The sequence below is a fragment of the Sphingobium sp. YR768 genome (genome assembly GCF_900111125.1).
Taxonomy (GTDB): domain Bacteria; phylum Pseudomonadota; class Alphaproteobacteria; order Sphingomonadales; family Sphingomonadaceae; genus Sphingobium.
Map to the genome: position 1 here is coordinate 100,189 of NZ_FOGE01000001.1, position 17,825 is coordinate 118,013.

At 64.2% G+C, this 17,825-nt stretch carries 21 protein-coding genes; 16 read left to right on the top strand and 5 right to left on the bottom strand.

Annotation, left to right across the window (positions count from 1 at the left end; all coding sequences use genetic code 11):
* Positions 1-118: 118 nt before the first annotated feature.
* On the top strand, positions 119-2,452 hold the full coding sequence (locus BMX92_RS00455; RefSeq protein ID WP_093010393.1) for a patatin-like protein: 2,334 nt from the start codon (positions 119-121) through the stop codon (positions 2,450-2,452).
* A complete protein-coding gene (locus BMX92_RS00460; protein ID WP_256213226.1) occupies positions 2,449-2,958 on the top strand; it encodes a hypothetical protein in 510 nt (169 codons plus the stop codon). The genes BMX92_RS00455 and BMX92_RS00460 overlap by 4 nt, the downstream gene beginning before the upstream one ends.
* Positions 2,959-3,006: 48 nt before the next feature.
* Here BMX92_RS00460 and BMX92_RS00465 read toward each other — a convergent pair whose 3' ends face one another.
* Together BMX92_RS00465 and BMX92_RS00470 are read right to left on the bottom strand one after the other, a co-directional pair.
* Positions 3,007-3,348 carry a hypothetical protein gene (locus BMX92_RS00465; RefSeq protein WP_093010395.1) on the bottom strand — a complete coding sequence of 114 codons (342 nt, stop codon included), beginning with the start codon at positions 3,346-3,348 and terminating at the stop codon, positions 3,007-3,009.
* Positions 3,349-3,438: 90 nt separating this feature from the next.
* Positions 3,439-3,729: a 4a-hydroxytetrahydrobiopterin dehydratase gene (locus BMX92_RS00470; RefSeq protein ID WP_093010397.1), complete on the bottom strand. Its 291-nt coding sequence runs from the start codon at positions 3,727-3,729 to the stop codon at positions 3,439-3,441.
* Between the two features lie 39 nt (positions 3,730-3,768).
* On the opposite strand from BMX92_RS00470, the gene BMX92_RS00475 reads away from it, so the two are divergent.
* From BMX92_RS00475 to BMX92_RS00490, 4 genes are all read left to right on the top strand, one after another.
* Positions 3,769-4,176, top strand: coding sequence for a metallopeptidase family protein (locus tag BMX92_RS00475; protein WP_093011230.1), 408 nt, complete (start codon positions 3,769-3,771; stop codon positions 4,174-4,176).
* The gene (gene ccmA, locus BMX92_RS00480) at positions 4,173-4,784 is read left to right on the top strand and encodes a heme ABC exporter ATP-binding protein CcmA (RefSeq protein ID WP_093010399.1); all 612 of its coding nucleotides are present in this window, start codon (positions 4,173-4,175) and stop codon (positions 4,782-4,784) included. Before BMX92_RS00475 ends, ccmA begins: the two co-directional genes overlap by 4 nt.
* Complete coding sequence (locus tag BMX92_RS00485; protein WP_093010401.1) at positions 4,781-5,428, top strand: heme exporter protein CcmB; 648 nt, start codon at positions 4,781-4,783, stop codon at positions 5,426-5,428. Before ccmA ends, BMX92_RS00485 begins: the two co-directional genes overlap by 4 nt.
* Before the next feature lie 373 nt (positions 5,429-5,801).
* Positions 5,802-6,053, top strand: coding sequence for a hypothetical protein (locus BMX92_RS00490; RefSeq protein ID WP_093010403.1), 252 nt, complete (start codon positions 5,802-5,804; stop codon positions 6,051-6,053).
* 207 nt (positions 6,054-6,260) lie between these two features.
* On the opposite strand, the gene BMX92_RS00495 is transcribed toward BMX92_RS00490, so the two are convergent.
* The gene (locus BMX92_RS00495; RefSeq protein ID WP_093010405.1) at positions 6,261-6,545 is read right to left on the bottom strand and encodes a DUF6881 domain-containing protein; all 285 of its coding nucleotides are present in this window, start codon (positions 6,543-6,545) and stop codon (positions 6,261-6,263) included.
* A gap of 215 nt (positions 6,546-6,760) precedes the next feature.
* Between BMX92_RS00495 and BMX92_RS00500 the strand changes: the two genes are divergently transcribed.
* On the top strand, positions 6,761-6,955 hold the full coding sequence (locus BMX92_RS00500) for a hypothetical protein (RefSeq protein WP_143066693.1): 195 nt from the start codon (positions 6,761-6,763) through the stop codon (positions 6,953-6,955).
* Here BMX92_RS00500 and BMX92_RS00505 read toward each other — a convergent pair whose 3' ends face one another.
* On the bottom strand, positions 6,956-7,339 hold the full coding sequence (locus BMX92_RS00505; protein WP_143066694.1) for a DUF6966 domain-containing protein: 384 nt from the start codon (positions 7,337-7,339) through the stop codon (positions 6,956-6,958). It abuts the gene before it with no gap.
* 105 nt (positions 7,340-7,444) lie between these two features.
* On the opposite strand from BMX92_RS00505, the gene BMX92_RS00510 reads away from it, so the two are divergent.
* From BMX92_RS00510 to BMX92_RS00520, 3 genes are all read left to right on the top strand, one after another.
* Positions 7,445-8,335: a DMT family transporter gene (locus BMX92_RS00510; protein WP_093010411.1), complete on the top strand. Its 891-nt coding sequence runs from the start codon at positions 7,445-7,447 to the stop codon at positions 8,333-8,335.
* Between the two features lie 283 nt (positions 8,336-8,618).
* A complete protein-coding gene (locus BMX92_RS00515; protein ID WP_143066695.1) occupies positions 8,619-9,236 on the top strand; it encodes a hypothetical protein in 618 nt (205 codons plus the stop codon).
* Positions 9,237-9,611: 375 nt separating this feature from the next.
* Complete coding sequence (locus BMX92_RS00520) at positions 9,612-10,556, top strand: cupin-like domain-containing protein (RefSeq protein WP_093010415.1); 945 nt, start codon at positions 9,612-9,614, stop codon at positions 10,554-10,556.
* 65 nt (positions 10,557-10,621) lie between these two features.
* Here the strand turns inward: BMX92_RS00520 and BMX92_RS00525 are convergent, their stop codons facing one another.
* Positions 10,622-10,900, bottom strand: a complete 279-nt coding sequence (locus BMX92_RS00525; RefSeq protein ID WP_093011232.1) for a chorismate mutase — start codon at positions 10,898-10,900, stop codon at positions 10,622-10,624.
* Positions 10,901-11,005: 105 nt separating this feature from the next.
* On the opposite strand from BMX92_RS00525, the gene BMX92_RS00530 reads away from it, so the two are divergent.
* The 6 genes from BMX92_RS00530 to BMX92_RS00555 all read left to right on the top strand — a co-directional run bounded on the left by BMX92_RS00530 (position 11,006) and on the right by BMX92_RS00555 (position 17,820).
* The gene (locus BMX92_RS00530; protein WP_093010417.1) at positions 11,006-12,034 is read left to right on the top strand and encodes a polyprenyl synthetase family protein; all 1,029 of its coding nucleotides are present in this window, start codon (positions 11,006-11,008) and stop codon (positions 12,032-12,034) included.
* A gap of 132 nt (positions 12,035-12,166) precedes the next feature.
* A complete protein-coding gene (locus BMX92_RS00535; RefSeq protein WP_093010419.1) occupies positions 12,167-12,946 on the top strand; it encodes a TSUP family transporter in 780 nt (259 codons plus the stop codon).
* A 212-nt stretch (positions 12,947-13,158) separates the two neighbouring features.
* Positions 13,159-15,717 carry an ATP-dependent helicase HrpB gene (gene hrpB / locus BMX92_RS00540; RefSeq protein WP_093010421.1) on the top strand — a complete coding sequence of 853 codons (2,559 nt, stop codon included), beginning with the start codon at positions 13,159-13,161 and terminating at the stop codon, positions 15,715-15,717.
* Between the two features lie 55 nt (positions 15,718-15,772).
* Complete coding sequence (locus tag BMX92_RS00545) at positions 15,773-16,051, top strand: ETC complex I subunit (protein WP_093011235.1); 279 nt, start codon at positions 15,773-15,775, stop codon at positions 16,049-16,051.
* 120 nt (positions 16,052-16,171) lie between these two features.
* A complete protein-coding gene (locus BMX92_RS00550) occupies positions 16,172-16,417 on the top strand; it encodes an acyl carrier protein (protein ID WP_093011238.1) in 246 nt (81 codons plus the stop codon).
* 170 nt (positions 16,418-16,587) lie between these two features.
* Positions 16,588-17,820 (top strand): serine palmitoyltransferase, encoded by a 1,233-nt coding sequence (locus BMX92_RS00555; protein WP_093010423.1) that lies wholly within the window; start codon positions 16,588-16,590, stop codon positions 17,818-17,820.
* The last annotated feature ends 5 nt before the right edge of the window (positions 17,821-17,825 follow it).

The following is a 17,825-nucleotide window of genomic DNA, read 5'->3' on the forward strand; positions in this document are numbered from 1 at the left end:
GCCGCCTGCGGCGTCGCTCAGGACAGGCTTCGACAGGCTCAGCGCGAGCGGGATTGGGAAAGTATTTCCAAGCCCCAGAGCTATCGACAATTGTCCCGCCCTCTGCGAGGTTTACGCCATGAAGGAGCGGGAACTGCGGCTGGCTTTGGTCTGCTATGGCGGGATCAGTCTGGCCGTCTACATGCACGGCATCACCAAGGAAATCTGGCGGCTGGCGCGGGCGAGCCGGGCCTTTCATGACCATGCCCCGCAGAGCGACAGCAGCGAAGCCATCTATCGGCAGATGCTGGAAGCGATGGAGGCGCAGAGCGGCATCCGGCTGCGCGTGATGCCGGACATCATCGCCGGGGCGAGCGCGGGCGGGATCAACGGCATATTCCTGGCGCAGGCGATCGAGACAGGACAATCGCTGGAGCCGCTGACCGCCATGTGGCTGGATAATGCCGATGTCGACCGGCTGCTGGACCCAGACGCGCGGCCGGCGCGGGCGATGACCAAATTCTGGGCGACGCCTCTGGTATGGATGGCAGCGCGACGGCCGGGCGATGCGGTGGAGCGCACCGTCGCGCCGGACACGCGGGAGGAAGTGCGGATGAAATTGTCCCGCTTCATCCGCTCCCGCTGGTTCGAGCCGCCCTTTGGCGGAGAGGTTTTCTCCACCATGTTGCTCGATGCGTTCGATGCGATGGCGGCGGCGGAAAAAGGGCCGCCGCTGCTGCCCGACGGGCATCCGCTCGACCTGTTCGTGACCGTCACCGATTTCGAGGGGCATCCCCAGAGCCTCAATCTCAACAGCCCGGCGCAGGTGATCGAGACGGAGCATCGGCTGTCGATCGGGTTCCGGGCGCGGGGGCGCGGGGACCGGCTATTTGCCGATGCGGCCGAGCTGACTTTCGCGGCGAGGGCGACGGCGAGCTTCCCCGGCGCGTTTCCGCCCTTCACCGTGCGCGAACTGGATCGGGTGTTGAAGCGCCGCCATCGCGGCTGGCCGACGCGGGACGCCTTTCTGGCGCGCGCCCTGCCCCGCCATGCCGCGCGCGGAACGGCCGAGGATGCGGTGCTGATCGACGGATCGGTGCTGGCCAATGCGCCCTTCGCGCAGGCGATCGGCGCGCTGCGCAACCGGCCGTCGCGGCGGGAGGTGGACCGGCGCTTCGTCTATATCGATCCCAAGCCGGGGCATCGCTCCATCCGCCTTAATCGGGAGGGCGAGCAGGTGGACGCGCCGACCGGGGAGGACGCCCCCCTGCCCGGCTTCTTCCGCACCATCTTCGGCGCGCTAAGCGACATTCCGCGCGAGCAGCCGATCCGCGACAATCTGGAAGCGATCGACCGGCATTCGACGCGCATCCGGCGGATGCGGCGGATATGGGATGCGCTGCGACCGGGGATCGAGGCGGAGGTGGAAAGCGCGGTCGGGCGGATGCTGTTCCTCGACCGGCCCAATCCGGCGCGCCTGTCCGCCTGGCGCGCCAAGGCGCAGCAACGCGCCGCGAGCGCGGCCGGTTTCGCCTATCCGGCCTATGGCCATATGAAATTGTCCGGCATCGTCGAATCGCTGAGCACCCTGCTGTTCCGCCTGTCGGGCGAGGAAAGCGCGATGATGCGGGAAGCCTATCGACAGGCGATCTGGGCCGACATCCGCAGCAACGGCGCGGACCAGCTAAGCGAGGAAGGCGGATCGGCCTCCGCCCCGGTCGCCTTCTTCCGCGCGCACGACCTGGCCTTTCGCGTGCGGCGCCTGCGCTATCTGGCGCGGCGGCTGGCGGACACGCTGGAGATGGAGAACGAGGCGGACGATCCGGCGGTGCAGGCGATGCACGACGCCATCTATGGCGCGCTCAGCCTCTATGCCGAATGCGAGGACAGCGATTTTCATGGGGCCGATGTGGTGGCCGCGGCCAAGACGGTGCCGACCGATGCCGGCGCAGCGCTGGAGGCAGTGGCGCAGGCGCGCGGTCTGAAGGCGCGGGACGAGGCGGCGGACCTGATGCTGGCGGAGGCCTTTGCGGGCCTGCCCAAGGCCGGGCGACGGACGATGCTGCTCGCCTATCTGGGTTTTCCCTTCACCGATATCGCCACATTACCGTTGCTCCAAAGTGACAGTCTGGATGAATATGATCCGGTGAAGGTCGACCGGATTTCGCCCGAGGATTGCACCGCCATCCGTAGCGGCGGCGCGGCGGCCACGCTCAAAGGCATAGAATTCAACAATTTCGGCGCCTTCTTTAGCAGGGTCTATCGCGAGAATGACTATCTGTGGGGGCGGCTGCACGGGGTCGAGCGGCTTCTGGACATCGTGAATATGAGTGTGCCCGTGGCAAGCCGTCTTTCGCCCGACATGCTGGCCGACTATAGGCGGGCGGCGTTTCTGGCGATCCTCGACGAGGAAGAGTCGCGGCTGCATCATGTAGCCGAACTTATCGCCAGCTTGCGGGAGGAAATCGGGTGAGCGGGCGTGTGGTGCTGGTTCCGGTGATGCTGATGCTGGCCTTTACGGCCGGCTGTCGTTCGTCGTCCGATGACAGTGCCCAGGCCGATAATGGCGCCGCATCGCCGCCGGTCATGGCCGCCGTCGCCGCCCAGCCCAAAGCGATCGCGCCGCTGCCCGACACTATCGCCGAACCGACACGGCCTTCCCCGACCGTGACGGTGCGCGCCCAACCGGCGCCGCGCAATGCGCTGGACCTGCCGCCGTCCGACGACGGGCTGGCCGCAGACCCGTTCCCGCAGGAAGTGACCGCCTTCATGGTCGATCGCGACGGGTGCGACCATTTCCGGGGCGAGTTACCCTATGACGCGGAACGGCGCGCCTATATCGCCGAAAGTGTCGCGGAACTGTGCACCGGCACCGACGCCCGGCTGGCGATGCTGCGACGGCGCTATGCCAATGACCCGTCGGTGATCGCTGCGCTCCGGACCTATGACGACCGGATCGAAAGCATGGCGACCTATTGAGGCTCGCCGGGCTCGGTAAATCAGCCCGTTTGAACCGTTATGTGCCCGTTATCGTGGCGGGTTGTCAGCAAAGGTTCCGCCACAGTAGGCTTGCAAGAACGAAGCCGTTGCCTGCGCCAAATGGTCCCGTTCTGAACGGATGACCAGAACCAGAGGCTCATGCTGATCGAGTGGATCGACATCGACGCGCTCTTCGCAATCCGGACGGAGGGCAACAGTCAGCTCAGTCCAGCCTCCCGCCAACGCTTCGTCGTCATTGCCATCGGAATCGAAGTCGCATTCTCTTCCCCACAGATGATAGGCGACCGAAGCGAAGTACGGCCGCTCGCCGGGAGAAATCAGATAATAGGTAAACATGCCGCCCCCCTGCGCGATTTCAATCTTCGTCATGCCCGGCCTGGCCCGGCATCCCGCTTCTCCTCAAGCGCTAACCAGGAAAGCGGGACCCCAGGGTGACGGCAGTAATCAAATCCCACAATCTCACCCCGTCAGCGCGTCGATCGCCTTTGCCAGATCGATATCGCGCTGGGACAGGCCGCCTGCGTCATGGGTGGTGAGGACGATGTCCACCCGGTTATAGACATTCGACCATTCGGGATGATGATCCGCCTTTTCCGCCATGATCGCCACGCGCGTCATGAAGCCGAAGGCGGCGTTGAAATCGGTAAAGGTGAAACGACGACTGATCCCCTCCGGTTCGTCCACCGGCGTCCAGTGCGGCAGCTCCGCCAGCGCGAGGGCGCGTTCTTCATCCGTCAATCTGCTAATCATGTCGCTTTCCCGATGTTCAGCTTCCGCTATATGGGAAGCATGTCGTTCAACGGTCAACCACCCCGCTTCGCTCCCACGCCGCAGGAAATAGAGACGCTGGCGCTGGCCGCGCTCAACCGCCTGCCCGCGCCCTTTACCGAGCATCTGGAAGGGGTCGTGCTGTTCGTGGAGGAATTTGCCTCCGCCGATATCCTGAAAGAGATGGATCTGACCGATCCGTTCGAACTGACGGGCCTCTATAGCGGCCGGTCCGTCGGGCAGGAGGCGCAGACCGGGGACATGCCGCCCAGCGTGCATCTGTTCCGGCGGCCGCTGCTGGACGAATGGGTGGAAACGGGCGTGCCGCTCGATGCGCTGATCACCCATGTCGTGGTGCATGAGATCGGCCATCATTTCGGCCTGTCCGACATCGACATGCATGTGCTGGAGGACATGGTCACATTATGACCGGCGCCGCATTGCGCCTGACCGATGTCGCCTGTCTGCGCGGCGGGCGGATGCTGTTCCGGGGGGTGACGCTGACGCTGGCGCCGGGCGACGGGGCGTTGCTGACCGGTCCCAATGGCGTGGGCAAGTCCAGCCTGTTGCGGGTCATCGCCGGGCTGCTGCCGGCCTTTGCCGGGACGATCGAAAAGAGCGGCGGCATCGCCATGACCGACGAGCGGCTGGCGCTGGACATGGACCTGCCGCTGGCGAAGGCGCTGGATTTCTGGGCGAAGCTGGACCGGGCCGACCGGGCGGCGGTGGCGGATGCGCTGGAAGCGATGGCGCTGGCCCCGCTGGCCGACGTGCCGGTGCGGATGTTGTCGACGGGACAGCGCAAGCGAGCGATGCTGGCGCGGGTGATCGCCAGCGGCGCAGGCCTCTGGCTGCTGGATGAGCCGGGCAACGGGCTGGACGTGGCATCGCTGGATCTGCTCGGCCGGGCGGTGGCGGATCATCTGGCGCGGGGCGGGATCATGGTCGCGGCCTCGCACCAGCCGCTGCCGATCGCGGCGCCGGTGACGCTGGCCCTGTCCGACTATCAGGCCGATTATCAGGCGGAAATGGCATGAGGCTGCTGTGGCTGCTGGCGGCGCGCGACCTGCGTCAGGCCTGGGCGTCGGCCGGGCTGTGGCTGCCAGTCGCCTTCCTGCTGCTGGTCGCCAGCCTCTATCCTTTTGCGGTCGGGCCGGATGCGGCTTTGCTGCGGCGGACCGGCGGGGGGATGCTGTGGATCGCGGCCTTGCTGGCCAGCCTGTTGCCGGTCGACCGGCTGGTCGCCCCGGACCGGGATGCGGGCGTGCTGGACCAGATCGCGCTGCGCGGCATTGGCGAGGAGATGATGGTGATCGCCCGGCTGATCGCCCATTGGCTGGGCTTCGGCCCGCCGCTGATGATCGCCACCCTGCCCGCTGCTGCGCTTCTGAAGCTGGACTGCGCGACGATCGTGAAGCTGGAAATCGGGTTGCTGATCGGGACGCCCGCACTGGCGGCGCTGGGGCTGTTGGTGGCGACGCTGACGGCGGGATTGCGGTCGAGCGGGGCGCTGGCGGGATTGCTGGCGCTGCCGCTGGCGGTGCCGCTGCTGATATTCGGCGCGGGCACGCTGGGCGATGGCAGCGGGGCGGCGCTGAAGTTTCTGGGCGCGGCGTCATTGCTGCTGGTGGCGATCACGCCCTTTGCCGGTGGCGCGGCGATACGGGCCGGGCGGGAATAGGATTTCTCGCGCTTAACTTCGCATATTTCCCGTGAGTTTCGACATTTTGTTGCATGAGCCCGATCCTATCGGAAAGCCGGGTGAGAGCATGGAACCGCCTGCATCATGGCGGGCAGGCAATATGTAGGACAGGGTTCAGGAATTTACCGCTAAAACGGACAGATGGGCCAGAAGCTCGCAGGCTAATTTCGTTCATTTCTTTTACGCAGACAAATGTTTCCGCAAGAAGAACGGTTAATTCAGGATAATATCTTCACCATGGGATTGATATTGCCCGGATTTTCTTCATCGCTCGGAATATTGACGATTGCCCGCGAATCGGGCAGATTCCGTTACGGCAGTCGAGAAACATCGACGCCGGGAGAGGATGTCCATGAACCGAATTCGCGCGAATTCCGGGAAGCTTTTTCATGAGCTTTTAGTGCGGTGTCTGGCGGAACAACATCAGCCCACCGCCGAAGAGATTGAACTGGTCGCCGGCAAGATCTGGCATGAGAGCCATGGCGCCAGGACCGGCCAGCCCTGGCCCGACGTGGCCCGCGGCAGCGACGCGCACCGGCAGATGATCGAGGCCGCGATGATGGCGCTCAATCCCCCTGCGCTGAGTGGGGCGGCGTTGCGATAGGGGGACGCGGACGCTTACTGAGCGATCTGTCGGCATGGCGGCATGGAGCGACTCTGCTTGACCTGACTGGCTCGCTTCGAGCGATAGCCAGAGCAGGCTGTCGAGATGTCAGCAAGCGAAAGTCGCAAGCGGCGTGGTATTAAGGCGTCGGCAGATGGCGAATGTGGGTGGGAAAGAGACGGTCTGCTTTTTGGACGAAGATGACGACTAGCGGACGCTGTTCTGCCAGCACCGATTAAAGTCATCGGCAGAGATTTCTTGCGGTTGAAATTCTGGGTCTAATGCGATCTCGGCCACCGCTGGAAGCGGGCCTTCTCCAAGCCGGGTTCCCCCTACTTCGCTCTCATAGGAGGCATAACCTACTCGTCCGTCACGCCAAATTTCAATCTTGCGGGTTTCTTCTCGGTCGGCGTTGAGTTCGCTCCAAAGGTCTATTGGCTCATCGGGCAAAGAGTGAAGCCAGCGAACTCGCAGATAAGTATATTCTGTCATCCGAACAGTTTCTATTCGTAAACTGATGCGGCCGCTAAAACGCCAGCAGCGTGCCGCCAAGGATTTTCGTCCGCCGGTCTATCCCAATCAGTTGCCCAAGCAGACATAGCGGTCAGAAACCCTCGCAGATCGGCATTCTGCCAACTCGATTGCCGGGATGGGTCGTCGAGTTCATCTCGAAGTTGCGCCACATACTGCGCAAAAGAACGAGGATCATGCACTTCATCGTGTTCCATAGGCAATACGATGGCCCACCGATCCAGCGTCTGCAATCCGGAAACGGAATTGTCGGTTTGATTGGCAAAAAATGGTCGATTTCACCCGGTCCGCTCTCTGACCCGAAACCAGACAGGCCGCTCGTGGCGACCATCAACGGCGAATCGGTCTGCCGAATTGCGGTCAGGGGTTGATTAGTTGCCGTTCACGCTAGACTGACCCCTCGCTAATGCTTGCGCCTGCTCCCAAGCGCTGCTCCGAAGTGCGTCAAACCGACCATTGGCTTCTACAGGAGCGGACCTACCGGCTTGCAGGACCACATCGTTCAGTGACCCCATTCCGCCGTAAAGACGGAGAAGCCGCTCAATGCCGTGGAAGTCGGATCGTGCGATGTTCGATCTACACCGTTCAATCTGCTCCGCCCATCCCTCGTTGCCGTGCTGTTTAAGCAACGCCACCATCGCTTCGAGCGTTTGAGAGAGCCGGGCAACTTCGGGATGCAGTATCATTTCCTCAACGTAACGGAGCAACCGGAGTTTCCTCAACTGCTCGCTTTCCGCCATGCCGAATTTGCTCACGCCGCCCAGACTAACGCGAATAGGATAGGCCCGCCCTGAAGCGCAGCCGCCCTTCTCCCTTCCGCCGCCTCGACAGGACCGTGCCCTTGCGCCAAAGGCAGCGGCATGTTTGCTGTCATCGCCCCCATCCTCTTCATCCTGATCTGGTCCACCGGCTTCATCGTCGCGCGGGCGATGGTGCCGCATGGCGCGCCGGAACTGATCCTGGCGCTGCGGTTGACGGCGACGGCAATGCTGCTGGCCGGGGCTGCACTCTATGCGCGGCAGAGCTGGCCGCGGGGCAAGCGGCTGGGGCTGCATCTGATGGCTGGGGCGATGCTGCATGGCTTTTATCTGACGCTGAGCTGGTGGGCGGTGAATAACGGGATGCCGGCCGGGATCATGTCGCTGCTGGGATCGCTGCAACCGCTGATGGTGGCGGTGGCGAGCGTGCTGTTGCTGGGCGACCGGTTGCAAGGGCGGGCCTGGGGCGGCCTGGCCATCGCGATATTCGGCGTGGGATGCGTGCTGATGCCGGCGCTGGAGCGGAGCGGCGCGGGCAGCGTCACCCTGTTGCCGGCGGTCGCGGGGATGCTCGCGGTGCTGGGCATGGCCGGTGGCACGCTGATCCAGCGCGGCGCGATCGCGGGGGATGGCATCGCGGTGTCGGGCGCGGTGCAGAATGCCGGTGGCGCGCTGGTGGCGATCGCCGCGACGCTGCTGGCCGGGGACTATCGCTGGGACGGGGCGCCGATATTGTGGATCGGGCTTGGCTGGTCGGTGCTGGGCCTGTCGGCGGCGGGCCTCTCCCTGCTGGTCTGGCTGGTGCGGCATCAGGGCGCGACGCGCATGTCGATGCTGTTGCTGCTGGTGCCGCCGCTCGCCGCGATCGAGGCGTGGCTATTGTTCGGCGAGCGGCTGGGGCCGGTGCAACTGGTCGGCTTTGCGCTGGCGCTGGGCGGGGTGCTGCTGGGGCGCTCGCAGGGGAAGAAGGTGGAGGTTGTGGAGCCGGCTTAGGGTGGGGCGGTGGATGCGAATGGGTTGGAATGGCCGATTGGGGGCCGTCTAGTTCTGAGCGGAGACTTGAAGATAGCTGCCCTTCGCACGACTGAGCGGGGGCGGCGGAATAGCCCCCCTGCATTATGCAGCTTCGTCTGCCGTGACTGTCCTTGCAAGAGTCTACTTCACTTCAAATTCGTAACTTATTACTCAGAATTCGAAAAATTGAGAGAACTGTCGCCAACACCGAAATGGCAACATATAGCGTACAAAATGGGACAATAAACGAGAAAAGAACTTCATGAACAAGATGACACTGTGGATTGGACTTGTCACGGCGATGTTGCTGGTGGGCTGCCAAAACCAAACCGACCCAGTTGCGCATCGAGATGATAATACTGGTTTTGAGCCATCGACAAGCGCACCGACTTCATCCCCCAGCACCTCCGAAGCATCCGAAAACAATTTTATCCAGACGTTTATGGGTAGCTGCGTCCAAAACTTCTCCGAATTTGCCCGCGTTGAAGCTGCTGCAAAGGTGCAAAAATGGAAGCTGATAACCGACAAAAACCAGTTGAAGATGATTGCCCCCCAAGACGATGGTGGCCAATGGAAGGCGTGGAAATTCAAGTCTGGGCAGGTCGGAGCCCTTTTGTCTGTCGGCTCCCGAGAATTTGAAGGAGAGAAAATAAACTTCTGCGTTCTGATCGCCAATCCCATCGACGGAAATGCAGTCCGTGATCGCATCGTCAAAATGCTTCACGCAAAAAAAGAGAGCGTTTCCCAGCAAGGTGGCCAGCGTTATGCGACATACATTTTCATCCATGACGGGAAGCCATTATTGCTGAATTTCATTGATGGCGTTCCCATGGGCTTGAAGACGCTCAATGCCAGCGTCACGACACGTCCGTCACTTTGACGATCCATGGCTCTGGCGCAGTTGCATAGCCTTCTCGATTTGCCATCGATTTAAGGAAGGACGCAGGATATCGACCAACGAGCGTTCCCGGCATGGCCGCTTTGGTGCGAGCGCCTGTGGCGGCGGAGTGACCTGCATAGGCGCCAACCGGAACTTAAATTCGCGCGGAGGCAGAACGCTTCACGACCCTTTGCCCGAACGAATTGGCCGGCACCTTCACGTCATCCCATTGTCATCTTCTGCAACATCGCTGTCATGATCGCACGATAGGGCATGTGCCGATGAGGATCGGCGCATGCCCTATTATTTTTTGTTTGTCGTGATTTCCGAGCCGTCAGATGTTCCATCTGACTTGAAATCACTTTGGCGGGCGGCATGAGCAAGCGCCCGCCTTCCCTCCCCGCCCAGGCTGCCGACATGGCGATGCAGATGGCCTTGCGGCAGATCGACTTTACCGCTGCGCCGCGCGTGGCCGTGCCAGCGCCCAAGCCGCAAAATGCTGAAGATGCGCTGGCGCTGAAGCGGCGGGACTGGTTGCTCGATGTGCAGGAGCGGCAGCGGGCCTTGTCGCCCTATGCGTCGGGCCTGCTGACGGCCGAGCAGCTGTCGGGCGAGGATTTCCTGCACAGCTTCTATGCCGCCGGGCGGCCGGTGCTGATCAAGGGGATGATGGCGGACTGGCCGGCGCTGACGCGCTGGACGCCCGATTATCTGGCCGAAACGATCGGCGACGCGGTGATCGAATATCAGGGCGGCCGCGCCGGGGCGCAGGATTATGAACTGAAGAAGGAGAAGCATCGCAAGCGGGCGCCCTTCCGCCAGTTTATCGCGGCCGTGCGGGCGGGCGGCAATGATGCCTATCTGACCGCGTCGAACAGCGCGACCAATGTACCGGCGCTGGCGCCGTTGCAGGCCGATCTGGGGCCTATCGACGCCTATCTGACGCGCGCGCCGGGCATGTTGTGGATCGGCGGCGCGGGCGCCTTCACCCCGTTGCATTTCGACCTGACCAACAATCTGCTGGCGCAGGTGACGGGGATCAAGCGGGTCATCCTGATCCCGCCGTCACAGACGAAGCGGCTGGCGCATAAGAGCCATGTGTTCAGCGACGTGCGCGACGTGACCGATGAAGCGCGGCTCACACTCTATCCGCAGGCGCGGGACGTGTTGCGTTATGAGGTGGTGCTGACGCCGGGCGACCTGTTGTTCATCCCGATCGGCTGGTGGCATCAGGTGCGGTCGGAGAGTTTTTCGACGATGCTGACCTATACCGGGTTTCATTGGGCGAATGCCGGGCATGAGGGCTACCCGGCGGGGTAGGTTGCGATTTGGGGCACGCCCCCTCCACCGGCTTCGCCGGTCCCCCTCCCCGCAAGCGGGGAGGATTAGCCCTCGCGCAGGCGTTCGTGGTGGCGGATCACTTCGTCGATGATGAAGCGCAGGAATTTCTCGGTGAAGTCGGGATCGAGATTGGCGTCGAGCGCGAGCTGGCGCAGGCGGGCGATCTGGCGTTCCTCGCGGCCGGCGTCGGCCGGGGGCAGATCGTGAGTCGCCTTATGCTCGCCCACGGCCTGGGTGATCTTGAACCGTTCGGCCAGCATGAACACCAGCGCCGCGTCGATATTGTCGATGCTTTCGCGATAGCGGTTCAATGTCTCGTCCACTTGGATAGTCTCCGGTTCCAGATCGCGCGCTTTTTGCCGCATCCGGCCGCTCGCGCAAGCTATTCCCGCTTGCCTTTCACATTTTGCAGCGCCACATGACGCGCCATGACAGCAGTTGCCCCCGATAATGTCGATCCCATCGGTAGCGCCAAGGCGGAGCCTTCGCTCACGCCCATCCTGACTCTGGTCGCCGACGGCATGGAGCAAGTCAATGCGGTCATCATCGACCGGATGCAGTCGCGCATTCCGCTGATCCCCGAACTGGCCGGCCATCTGATCGCGGGCGGCGGCAAAAGGTTGCGGCCGATGCTGACTTTGGCCTGCGCCGATCTGGTCGGTTATGCGGGCGACCGCCATTACAAGCTGGCCGCTGCGGTGGAGTTCATCCACACCGCCACCCTGCTGCATGACGATGTGGTCGACGGATCGGGGCTGCGCCGGGGCCGCAAGACCGCCAATATCATCTGGGGCAACAGCGCCAGCGTGCTGGTGGGCGACTTCCTCTTCTCGCGCTCGTTCGAGCTGATGGTCGAGGCGGAGTCGCTCAAAGTGCTCCATATCCTGTCCAACGCGTCGGCCGTGATCGCCGAGGGCGAGGTCAACCAGCTGACCGCCCAGCGCAAGATCGACACCAGCGAAGAACAATATCTGGACATTATCGGCGCGAAGACCGCCGCTCTGTTCGCCGCCGCCTGTCGCATTTCCGCCGTGGTCGCGGGCCGCAGCGAGGAAGAAGAACAGGCGCTGGACGTCTATGGCAGCAACCTTGGCATCGCCTTCCAGCTGATCGACGACGCGATCGATTATGAATCGGACGGCGCGACGATGGGCAAGGATGCGGGCGACGACTTCCGCGACGGCAAGGTGACGTTGCCGGTGATCCTGGCCTATGCGCGCGGGTCGGACGAGGACAAGGCCTTCTGGAAGGCCGCGATCGCCGGACACAAGATCAGCGACGAGGATCTGGCCCATGCCACCGGCCTGCTGCGCCACACCGGTGCGATCGCCGACACGATGGCGCGGGCGCGCCATTATGGCCAGATGGCTATCGACGCGCTCGACAGGTTCGATGCCGGCGCGGCCAAAGCGGCCCTTATCGAAGCGGTCGAGTTCGCTATAGCACGCGCCTATTGAGGAGACGGGCGGCATCGTTCGTCTCTTGCCTCCGTTCGGGCTGAGCCTGTCGAAGCCCCGCACTTCTTCAAAAGAAAAACGGCCCTTCGACAGGCTCAGGGCGAACGGGAATTTATCTAGGCCCGTGACGAAATGATCCTGTCCCCCGAAACCATCGCTTTCCTTATGGCTGCGGCGCTCATGGCCGGGTGCGTCGATGCGATGGCGGGTGGCGGCGGGCTTATCTCCCTGCCCGCTCTGCTGGCGGCGGGTGTGCCGCCGGTGCCGGCGGTGGCGACCAACAAGCTGCAAGGCTGCCTGGGCACTTTCGGCGCGTGCATCGCCTATGCGCGGCGCGGGCATATGGACCTCAAGACCTTCAAGGGGCCGATCATCGCGGCCTTCATCGGGTCGGCGGGTGGCGCGTGGCTGTTGCAGCGGGTCGATCCCTCGATCCTGGCGGGGCTGATGCCCGCGCTGCTGGTGGCGATGGCGGCCTATTTCACCTTCTCCCCCAAGCTGAGCGACGCGGACCGGCATGCGCGGGTCGGCATGGCGGGGATGTCCGGCATGATCGGCGTGGTGGGATTTTATGACGGCTTTTTCGGGCCGGGCGCGGGCGCTTTCTACACCACCATCTTTCTGGCGCTGGGCGGCCTTTCCATCCTGCGCGCCACCGCCCAGACCAAGGCGGCCAATTTCGCCAGCAATGTCGCGGGCCTGCTGACCATGATCGCGGGCGGGCATGTGATCTGGATCGCGGGGCTGGCCATGGCGGTGGGCAGCATCACCGGCGGGCAGATCGGGTCGCATCTGGCGATGCGCTTCGGATCGCGCCTGATCAAGCCGCTGCTGATCCTCATGTCGCTGGCGCTGACCGCCAAGATGGTTCTGGACCCGAAGAACCCGATCCACATCTATCTGTTCGGGTAAGCGGATCGGGAGGGGCCGTCGGCTGATAGGCCATAAGGTGAAAGATTGTTCACGCGGAGGCGCGAAGACGCGGAGGTGTTGCGCAATCTCTCCGCGCCTTCGCGCCTCCGCGTGAAATAAATGAGCCGGAGAGTTCCGCACTGACGCGCGAGCAGGAAGAGGAACGGCCGGCCGTCTTGCGCTGCGCGCCGATTGGCGCGAGAGGAAGCGCCATGACCGACCTGCCGATCCCCCTGCCCATTCACGCCGTGCTGCCCGATCTGCTTGCCGCGTTGCGGGTGGGGAGCAATGCCGTGCTGGTGGCGCCGCCGGGCGCGGGGAAGACGACGGCGGTGGCCCCTGCCCTGCTGGACGAGCCATGGTGCGACGGACAGGTGCTGCTGCTGTCGCCGCGCAGGCTGGCGGCGCGGGCGGCGGCGGAGCGGATCGCCGAGATGATGGGCGAGCAGCCGGGCGGCACGGTCGGCTATGCGACGCGGATGGACAGCAAGGTTTCTGCGCGGACGCGGCTGCTGGTGCTGACCGAGGGCATTTTCGTGCGGCGGATTCAGGATGATCCGGAACTGTCCGGGGTGTCCGCCGTGCTGTTCGACGAAGTGCATGAGCGCAGTCTGGACAGCGATTTCGGGCTGGCATTGGCGCTGGATGCGCAGGAAGCGTTGCGGCCGGATTTGCGGATCGTGCCGATGTCGGCGACGTTGGACGGGGCGCGCTTTGCGAGCCTGCTGAACGGCGCGCCGGTGATCGAGAGCGAGGGGCGCATCCAGCCGCTGGAGCTGCGCCACATCGGTCGCGCAGCGGAAAAGAAGATCGAGGATGAGATGGCGGCGGCGATCCGCCGGGCGCTGAGCGAGGAAGCGGAGGGCGATCTGCTCGCCTTCCTGCCCGGCGTGCGGGAGATTGAGCGGACGGCGGAGCGGATCGAGGGTGGCGCGGTCGAGGTGCATATGCTGCATGGCTCGCTCGATCCGGGGGCGCAGCGGGCGGCGATCCGGCCGTCGCGGTCCGGCACGCGCAAGGTCATTCTTGCCACTTCCATTGCGGAAACCAGCCTGACCATCGACGGCGTGCGGATCGTGGTCGACAGCGGCTTGGCGCGGCGGCCGCGTTATGACCGGGCGGCGGGCGTGACGCGATTGATGACGGAGCGCGCCAGTCAGGCGTCGGCCACCCAGCGCGCGGGGCGTGCGGCGCGGCAGCGGCCCGGCGTCGCCTATCGATTGTGGGAGGCGGCGGCGAGCGCGGGCATGCCGCCCTTCGACCCGCCGGAGATATTGGAAAGCGACCTGTCCAACCTGTTGCTGGATTGCGCCCTGTGGGGGGTGAGCGATCCGGGCGCGCTGCGCTGGCTGGATGTGCCGCCGGCCGCTGCGGTGGAGGAAGCGCGCGGGCGGCTGACCGTGCTGGAGGCGCTGGACGGCGATGGGCGGATCACGGCGCATGGGAAGGCATTGGCGAAGCTGCCGCTGTCGCCGAGAATCGCGCATATGCTGGTGCGGGCGGGCGAGATGGGACTAGCGGAAGTCGCGGCCGAGGTGGCGGTGCTGCTGGGCGAGCGGGGAATTGGCGGGCAGGATAGCGACCTGACATTGCGGCGGCAGCGCTGGCGCCGGGAAAGCGGCAAGCGCGCGGATGCGGCAAGGGGGCTGGCGAAGAGGTGGGCGAAGCTCATCGCACCATCCGCGACTATGGCCCCCCTCCCGCTTGCGGGAGGGGTCGGGGGAGGGTCTGCTATTAATGCCTCCGCCAAGACAAGCCCTCCCCTAACCCCTCCCGCAAACGGGAGGGGGACAAGCGGCGCGACGGATGCGACTGGCCTCTGCCTCGCCCTCGCCTTTCCTGACCGCGTCGCCAAGCGCCGTTCCGCCGATGGCGCGGACTGGGCGAGTGTGGGCGGGCGCGGGTTTCGGCTTGATCCGCTGTCGCCGCTCGCGCGGGAGCCGTGGCTGGCGGTGGGCGAGGTGCAGGGCAACGCGGCGGGCGCGCGCATCCTGTCCGCTGCGCCGATCGAGGAGAGCGACGTGATCGCGCTGTTCGGCGCCCGGATCATGGAGCATCGCACGGTCAAGTTCAGGCCGGGCAATGGCGGGATCGAGGCCTTGCGCGAACGGCGGCTGGGCGCGGTGCGGCTGTCGGGCGGGTCGGACGACCGGCCCGATCCCGATGCGGTGGTCGCGGCTTTGGTGGACGGCGTGCGGCAGGGCGGGCTGGACCTGCTGCCCTGGTCGGAGGCGGCGCAATCGTTGCGGATGCGGGGGGCATTTGCCGGGCTGGAGGCGCTGTCCGACGCGGCGTTGATCGAGACGTTGAACGAGTGGCTGCCCTCGCTGCTGACGGGCAAGCGGCGGCTGTCCGATATCGACCGGTCGCAGCTTTCGGGCGTGCTGGAGGGGCTGATCGGATGGGATGCCAAGAGCCAGCTTGATCGGCTGGCTCCGCCCGATTTCCGGTCGCCTGCGGGCAGCAACCATGCGATCGATTATGCGGCCGAGGGCGGACCGCGCGTGGAATTGCGGGTGCAGGCGCTGTTCGGCCTGGCCACGCATCCGACCGTGGGGAACGAACGCATTCCGCTGATACTGTCGCTGACGTCGCCGGCCGGGAGGCCGATCCAGACGACCCGCGACCTGCCGGGATTCTGGGCGGGCAACTGGCGCGACGTGGCGAAGGAAATGCGCGGGCGCTATCCGCGCCATCCCTGGCCTGACGATCCGGCCAGCGCCAGCGCCACATTGCGCACCAAAAATGCCGATGCCCGCCGCAACTCTTGACTTGGCGGCGAGCATTGGTGCAACGCAAAATGACGAATTTACGGAGTCTTTCGCGATGAACGCGCGCATTTACCAGATCCAGAAGAACGCCCTCCAGTCTGGCAAGGCGCTGACCCACAAATGGGTGCTGGAATATGCGCCCGCCGAAGCGAAGCAGGCCGATCCGCTAACCGGCTGGGCCGGTTCGGGCGACACGCAACAGCAGTTGAAGCTGAACTTCCCGTCGCAAGAGGCTGCCGTCGCCTATGCGGAGAAGAAGGGTGTTGCCTACACCGTCATCGCGACCCCGCCCAAGACCCTGAAATTGCAGGCCTACGCCGACAATTTCCGCTGATAGCGGCTTTAACGACATTCATATTCGGGCGCGATGCTGCCCGATTAACGCCTTATTCGCTTGCCAAAGAGCGGGCTGAGGCGGCAAATGCCGCGCTTTGACGGAAAGATTTTCACGATAATGACCGATCGCACCGAGATTTTCGACAGCGTTGCGGCGCAGATCGAACCCTTCAACAAGAAGGGCGTCGCGCTGAGCGAAACCACCAGCTTTGCCGGCGACCTGGAATGGGACAGCCTGACGGTGATGGATTTCGTCGCGGCGATCGAGGATGAGTTCGACATCATCATCACCATGAACATGCAGGCCGAGATCGAAACCGTGGGCCAACTGGTCGACGCGGTCGCCAAGCTGAAGACCGCCTGACATAGATTTTCCGTTCGCCCTGAGCAAAGTCGAAGCCTGTCCTGAGCGCCTGCCTTTGCAGGCAGTCGAAGGGGGTGTTGCTGAGCGAAGGCGAAGCAGGGAGCCTCGGCTCCGCTCGGCAGAAGGCTTCAACTTCGCTCAGCCCGAACGGTTTAGGGATTGCTGATATTATGACCGACGCCGCCACCGCGACCGAAACCCGCGACCTCTTTTCCAAATTCGACCCGCTGATCAACGAGCGCGAGGCGCTGCTGGCGACCGGCGTGCGCGATCCCTATGCGATCGTGATGGATCAGGTGCTGTCGCCCACGCGCGCGATCATCAAGGGCAAGGAAACCATCCTGCTCGGCACCTATAATTATATGGGCATGACGTTCGACCCCGATGTCGTCGCGGCGGGCAAGAAGGCGCTGGACGAGTTCGGCGCGGGCACGACCGGCAGCCGCGTCCTGAACGGCACCTATCAGGGCCATAAGCAAGTCGAGGACGCGCTCAAGGAGTTCTACGGCACCAGCGGCGCCATGGTCTTTTCGACCGGATATCAGGCGAATCTGGGCATCATTTCCACGCTGGCGGGCAAGGGCGACTATGTCGTGCTGGACGCGGACAGCCATGCGTCCATCTATGATGGCTGTGGCCTGGGCAATGCGGAGATCGTGCGGTTCCGCCACAACAGCGTCGAGGATCTGGACAAGCGCCTGGGCCGCCTGCCCGCCGACGCGCTGAAGCTGGTCGTGCTGGAAGGCGTCTATTCGATGCTGGGCGACGTCGCCCCGCTGCCCGAAATGGTCGCCGCGATCCGCAAGCATCCCAATTGCATGATCCTGTGCGACGAAGCCCATGGCATGGGTTTCTTCGGCCCGAATGGCCGGGGCGCCTATGAAGAACAGGGCGTCGAGGGCGAGATCGACTTCGTGGTCGGCACCTTCTCCAAGTCGGTCGGCACGGTCGGCGGCTTCTGTGTCTCGAACCATCCCAAGTTCGAAATCCTGCGCCTCGTCTGCCGCCCTTACGTCTTCACCGCGTCGCTGCCGCCCAGCGTCGTCGCCACCGCCGCGACCAGCATCCGCAAGCTGATGCATTCGGGCGAAAAGCGCGCGCATCTGTGGAAGAACAGCCAGCGGCTGCACAAGGGCCTCTCTGACCTCGGCTTCAAGCTGGGCAGCGCGACGCCGCAGTCGGCGATCATCGCCGTCATCCTGACCGACCAGATGCAGGCCGTCGCCATGTGGCAGACCCTGCTGGAGCTGGGCCTGTACGTCAACATGGCGCGTCCGCCGGCGACCCCGGCCGGCACCTTCCTGCTGCGCTGTTCGCTGTGCGCCGAGCATAGCGACGATCAGGTGACGCAGATCATCGGCATGTTCGAAACGGCGGGCAAGGCGACCGGCGCGATCGGCTGAGTCCG

What these genes read in the sequence shown, in the direction of transcription:
- BMX92_RS00455 (WP_093010393.1), top strand. Translation starts at nt 119, where the DNA reads ATGAAGGAGCGGGAACTGCGGCTGGCTTTGGTCTGCTATGGCGGGATC.
- BMX92_RS00465 (WP_093010395.1), bottom strand. Translation starts at nt 3,348, where the DNA reads ATGACGAAGATTGAAATCGCGCAGGGGGGCGGCATGTTTACCTATTAT.
- BMX92_RS00470 (WP_093010397.1), bottom strand. Translation starts at nt 3,729, where the DNA reads ATGATTAGCAGATTGACGGATGAAGAACGCGCCCTCGCGCTGGCGGAG.
- BMX92_RS00475 (WP_093011230.1), top strand. Translation starts at nt 3,769, where the DNA reads ATGTCGTTCAACGGTCAACCACCCCGCTTCGCTCCCACGCCGCAGGAA.
- ccmA (WP_093010399.1), top strand. Translation starts at nt 4,173, where the DNA reads ATGACCGGCGCCGCATTGCGCCTGACCGATGTCGCCTGTCTGCGCGGC.
- BMX92_RS00485 (WP_093010401.1), top strand. Translation starts at nt 4,781, where the DNA reads ATGAGGCTGCTGTGGCTGCTGGCGGCGCGCGACCTGCGTCAGGCCTGG.
- BMX92_RS00490 (WP_093010403.1), top strand. Translation starts at nt 5,802, where the DNA reads ATGAACCGAATTCGCGCGAATTCCGGGAAGCTTTTTCATGAGCTTTTA.
- BMX92_RS00495 (WP_093010405.1), bottom strand. Translation starts at nt 6,545, where the DNA reads ATGACAGAATATACTTATCTGCGAGTTCGCTGGCTTCACTCTTTGCCC.
- BMX92_RS00500 (WP_143066693.1), top strand. Translation starts at nt 6,761, where the DNA reads ATGCACTTCATCGTGTTCCATAGGCAATACGATGGCCCACCGATCCAG.
- BMX92_RS00510 (WP_093010411.1), top strand. Translation starts at nt 7,445, where the DNA reads ATGTTTGCTGTCATCGCCCCCATCCTCTTCATCCTGATCTGGTCCACC.
- BMX92_RS00515 (WP_143066695.1), top strand. Translation starts at nt 8,619, where the DNA reads ATGAACAAGATGACACTGTGGATTGGACTTGTCACGGCGATGTTGCTG.
- BMX92_RS00520 (WP_093010415.1), top strand. Translation starts at nt 9,612, where the DNA reads ATGAGCAAGCGCCCGCCTTCCCTCCCCGCCCAGGCTGCCGACATGGCG.
- BMX92_RS00530 (WP_093010417.1), top strand. Translation starts at nt 11,006, where the DNA reads ATGACAGCAGTTGCCCCCGATAATGTCGATCCCATCGGTAGCGCCAAG.
- BMX92_RS00535 (WP_093010419.1), top strand. Translation starts at nt 12,167, where the DNA reads ATGATCCTGTCCCCCGAAACCATCGCTTTCCTTATGGCTGCGGCGCTC.
- hrpB (WP_093010421.1), top strand. Translation starts at nt 13,159, where the DNA reads ATGACCGACCTGCCGATCCCCCTGCCCATTCACGCCGTGCTGCCCGAT.
- BMX92_RS00545 (WP_093011235.1), top strand. Translation starts at nt 15,773, where the DNA reads ATGAACGCGCGCATTTACCAGATCCAGAAGAACGCCCTCCAGTCTGGC.
- BMX92_RS00550 (WP_093011238.1), top strand. Translation starts at nt 16,172, where the DNA reads ATGACCGATCGCACCGAGATTTTCGACAGCGTTGCGGCGCAGATCGAA.
- BMX92_RS00555 (WP_093010423.1), top strand. Translation starts at nt 16,588, where the DNA reads ATGACCGACGCCGCCACCGCGACCGAAACCCGCGACCTCTTTTCCAAA.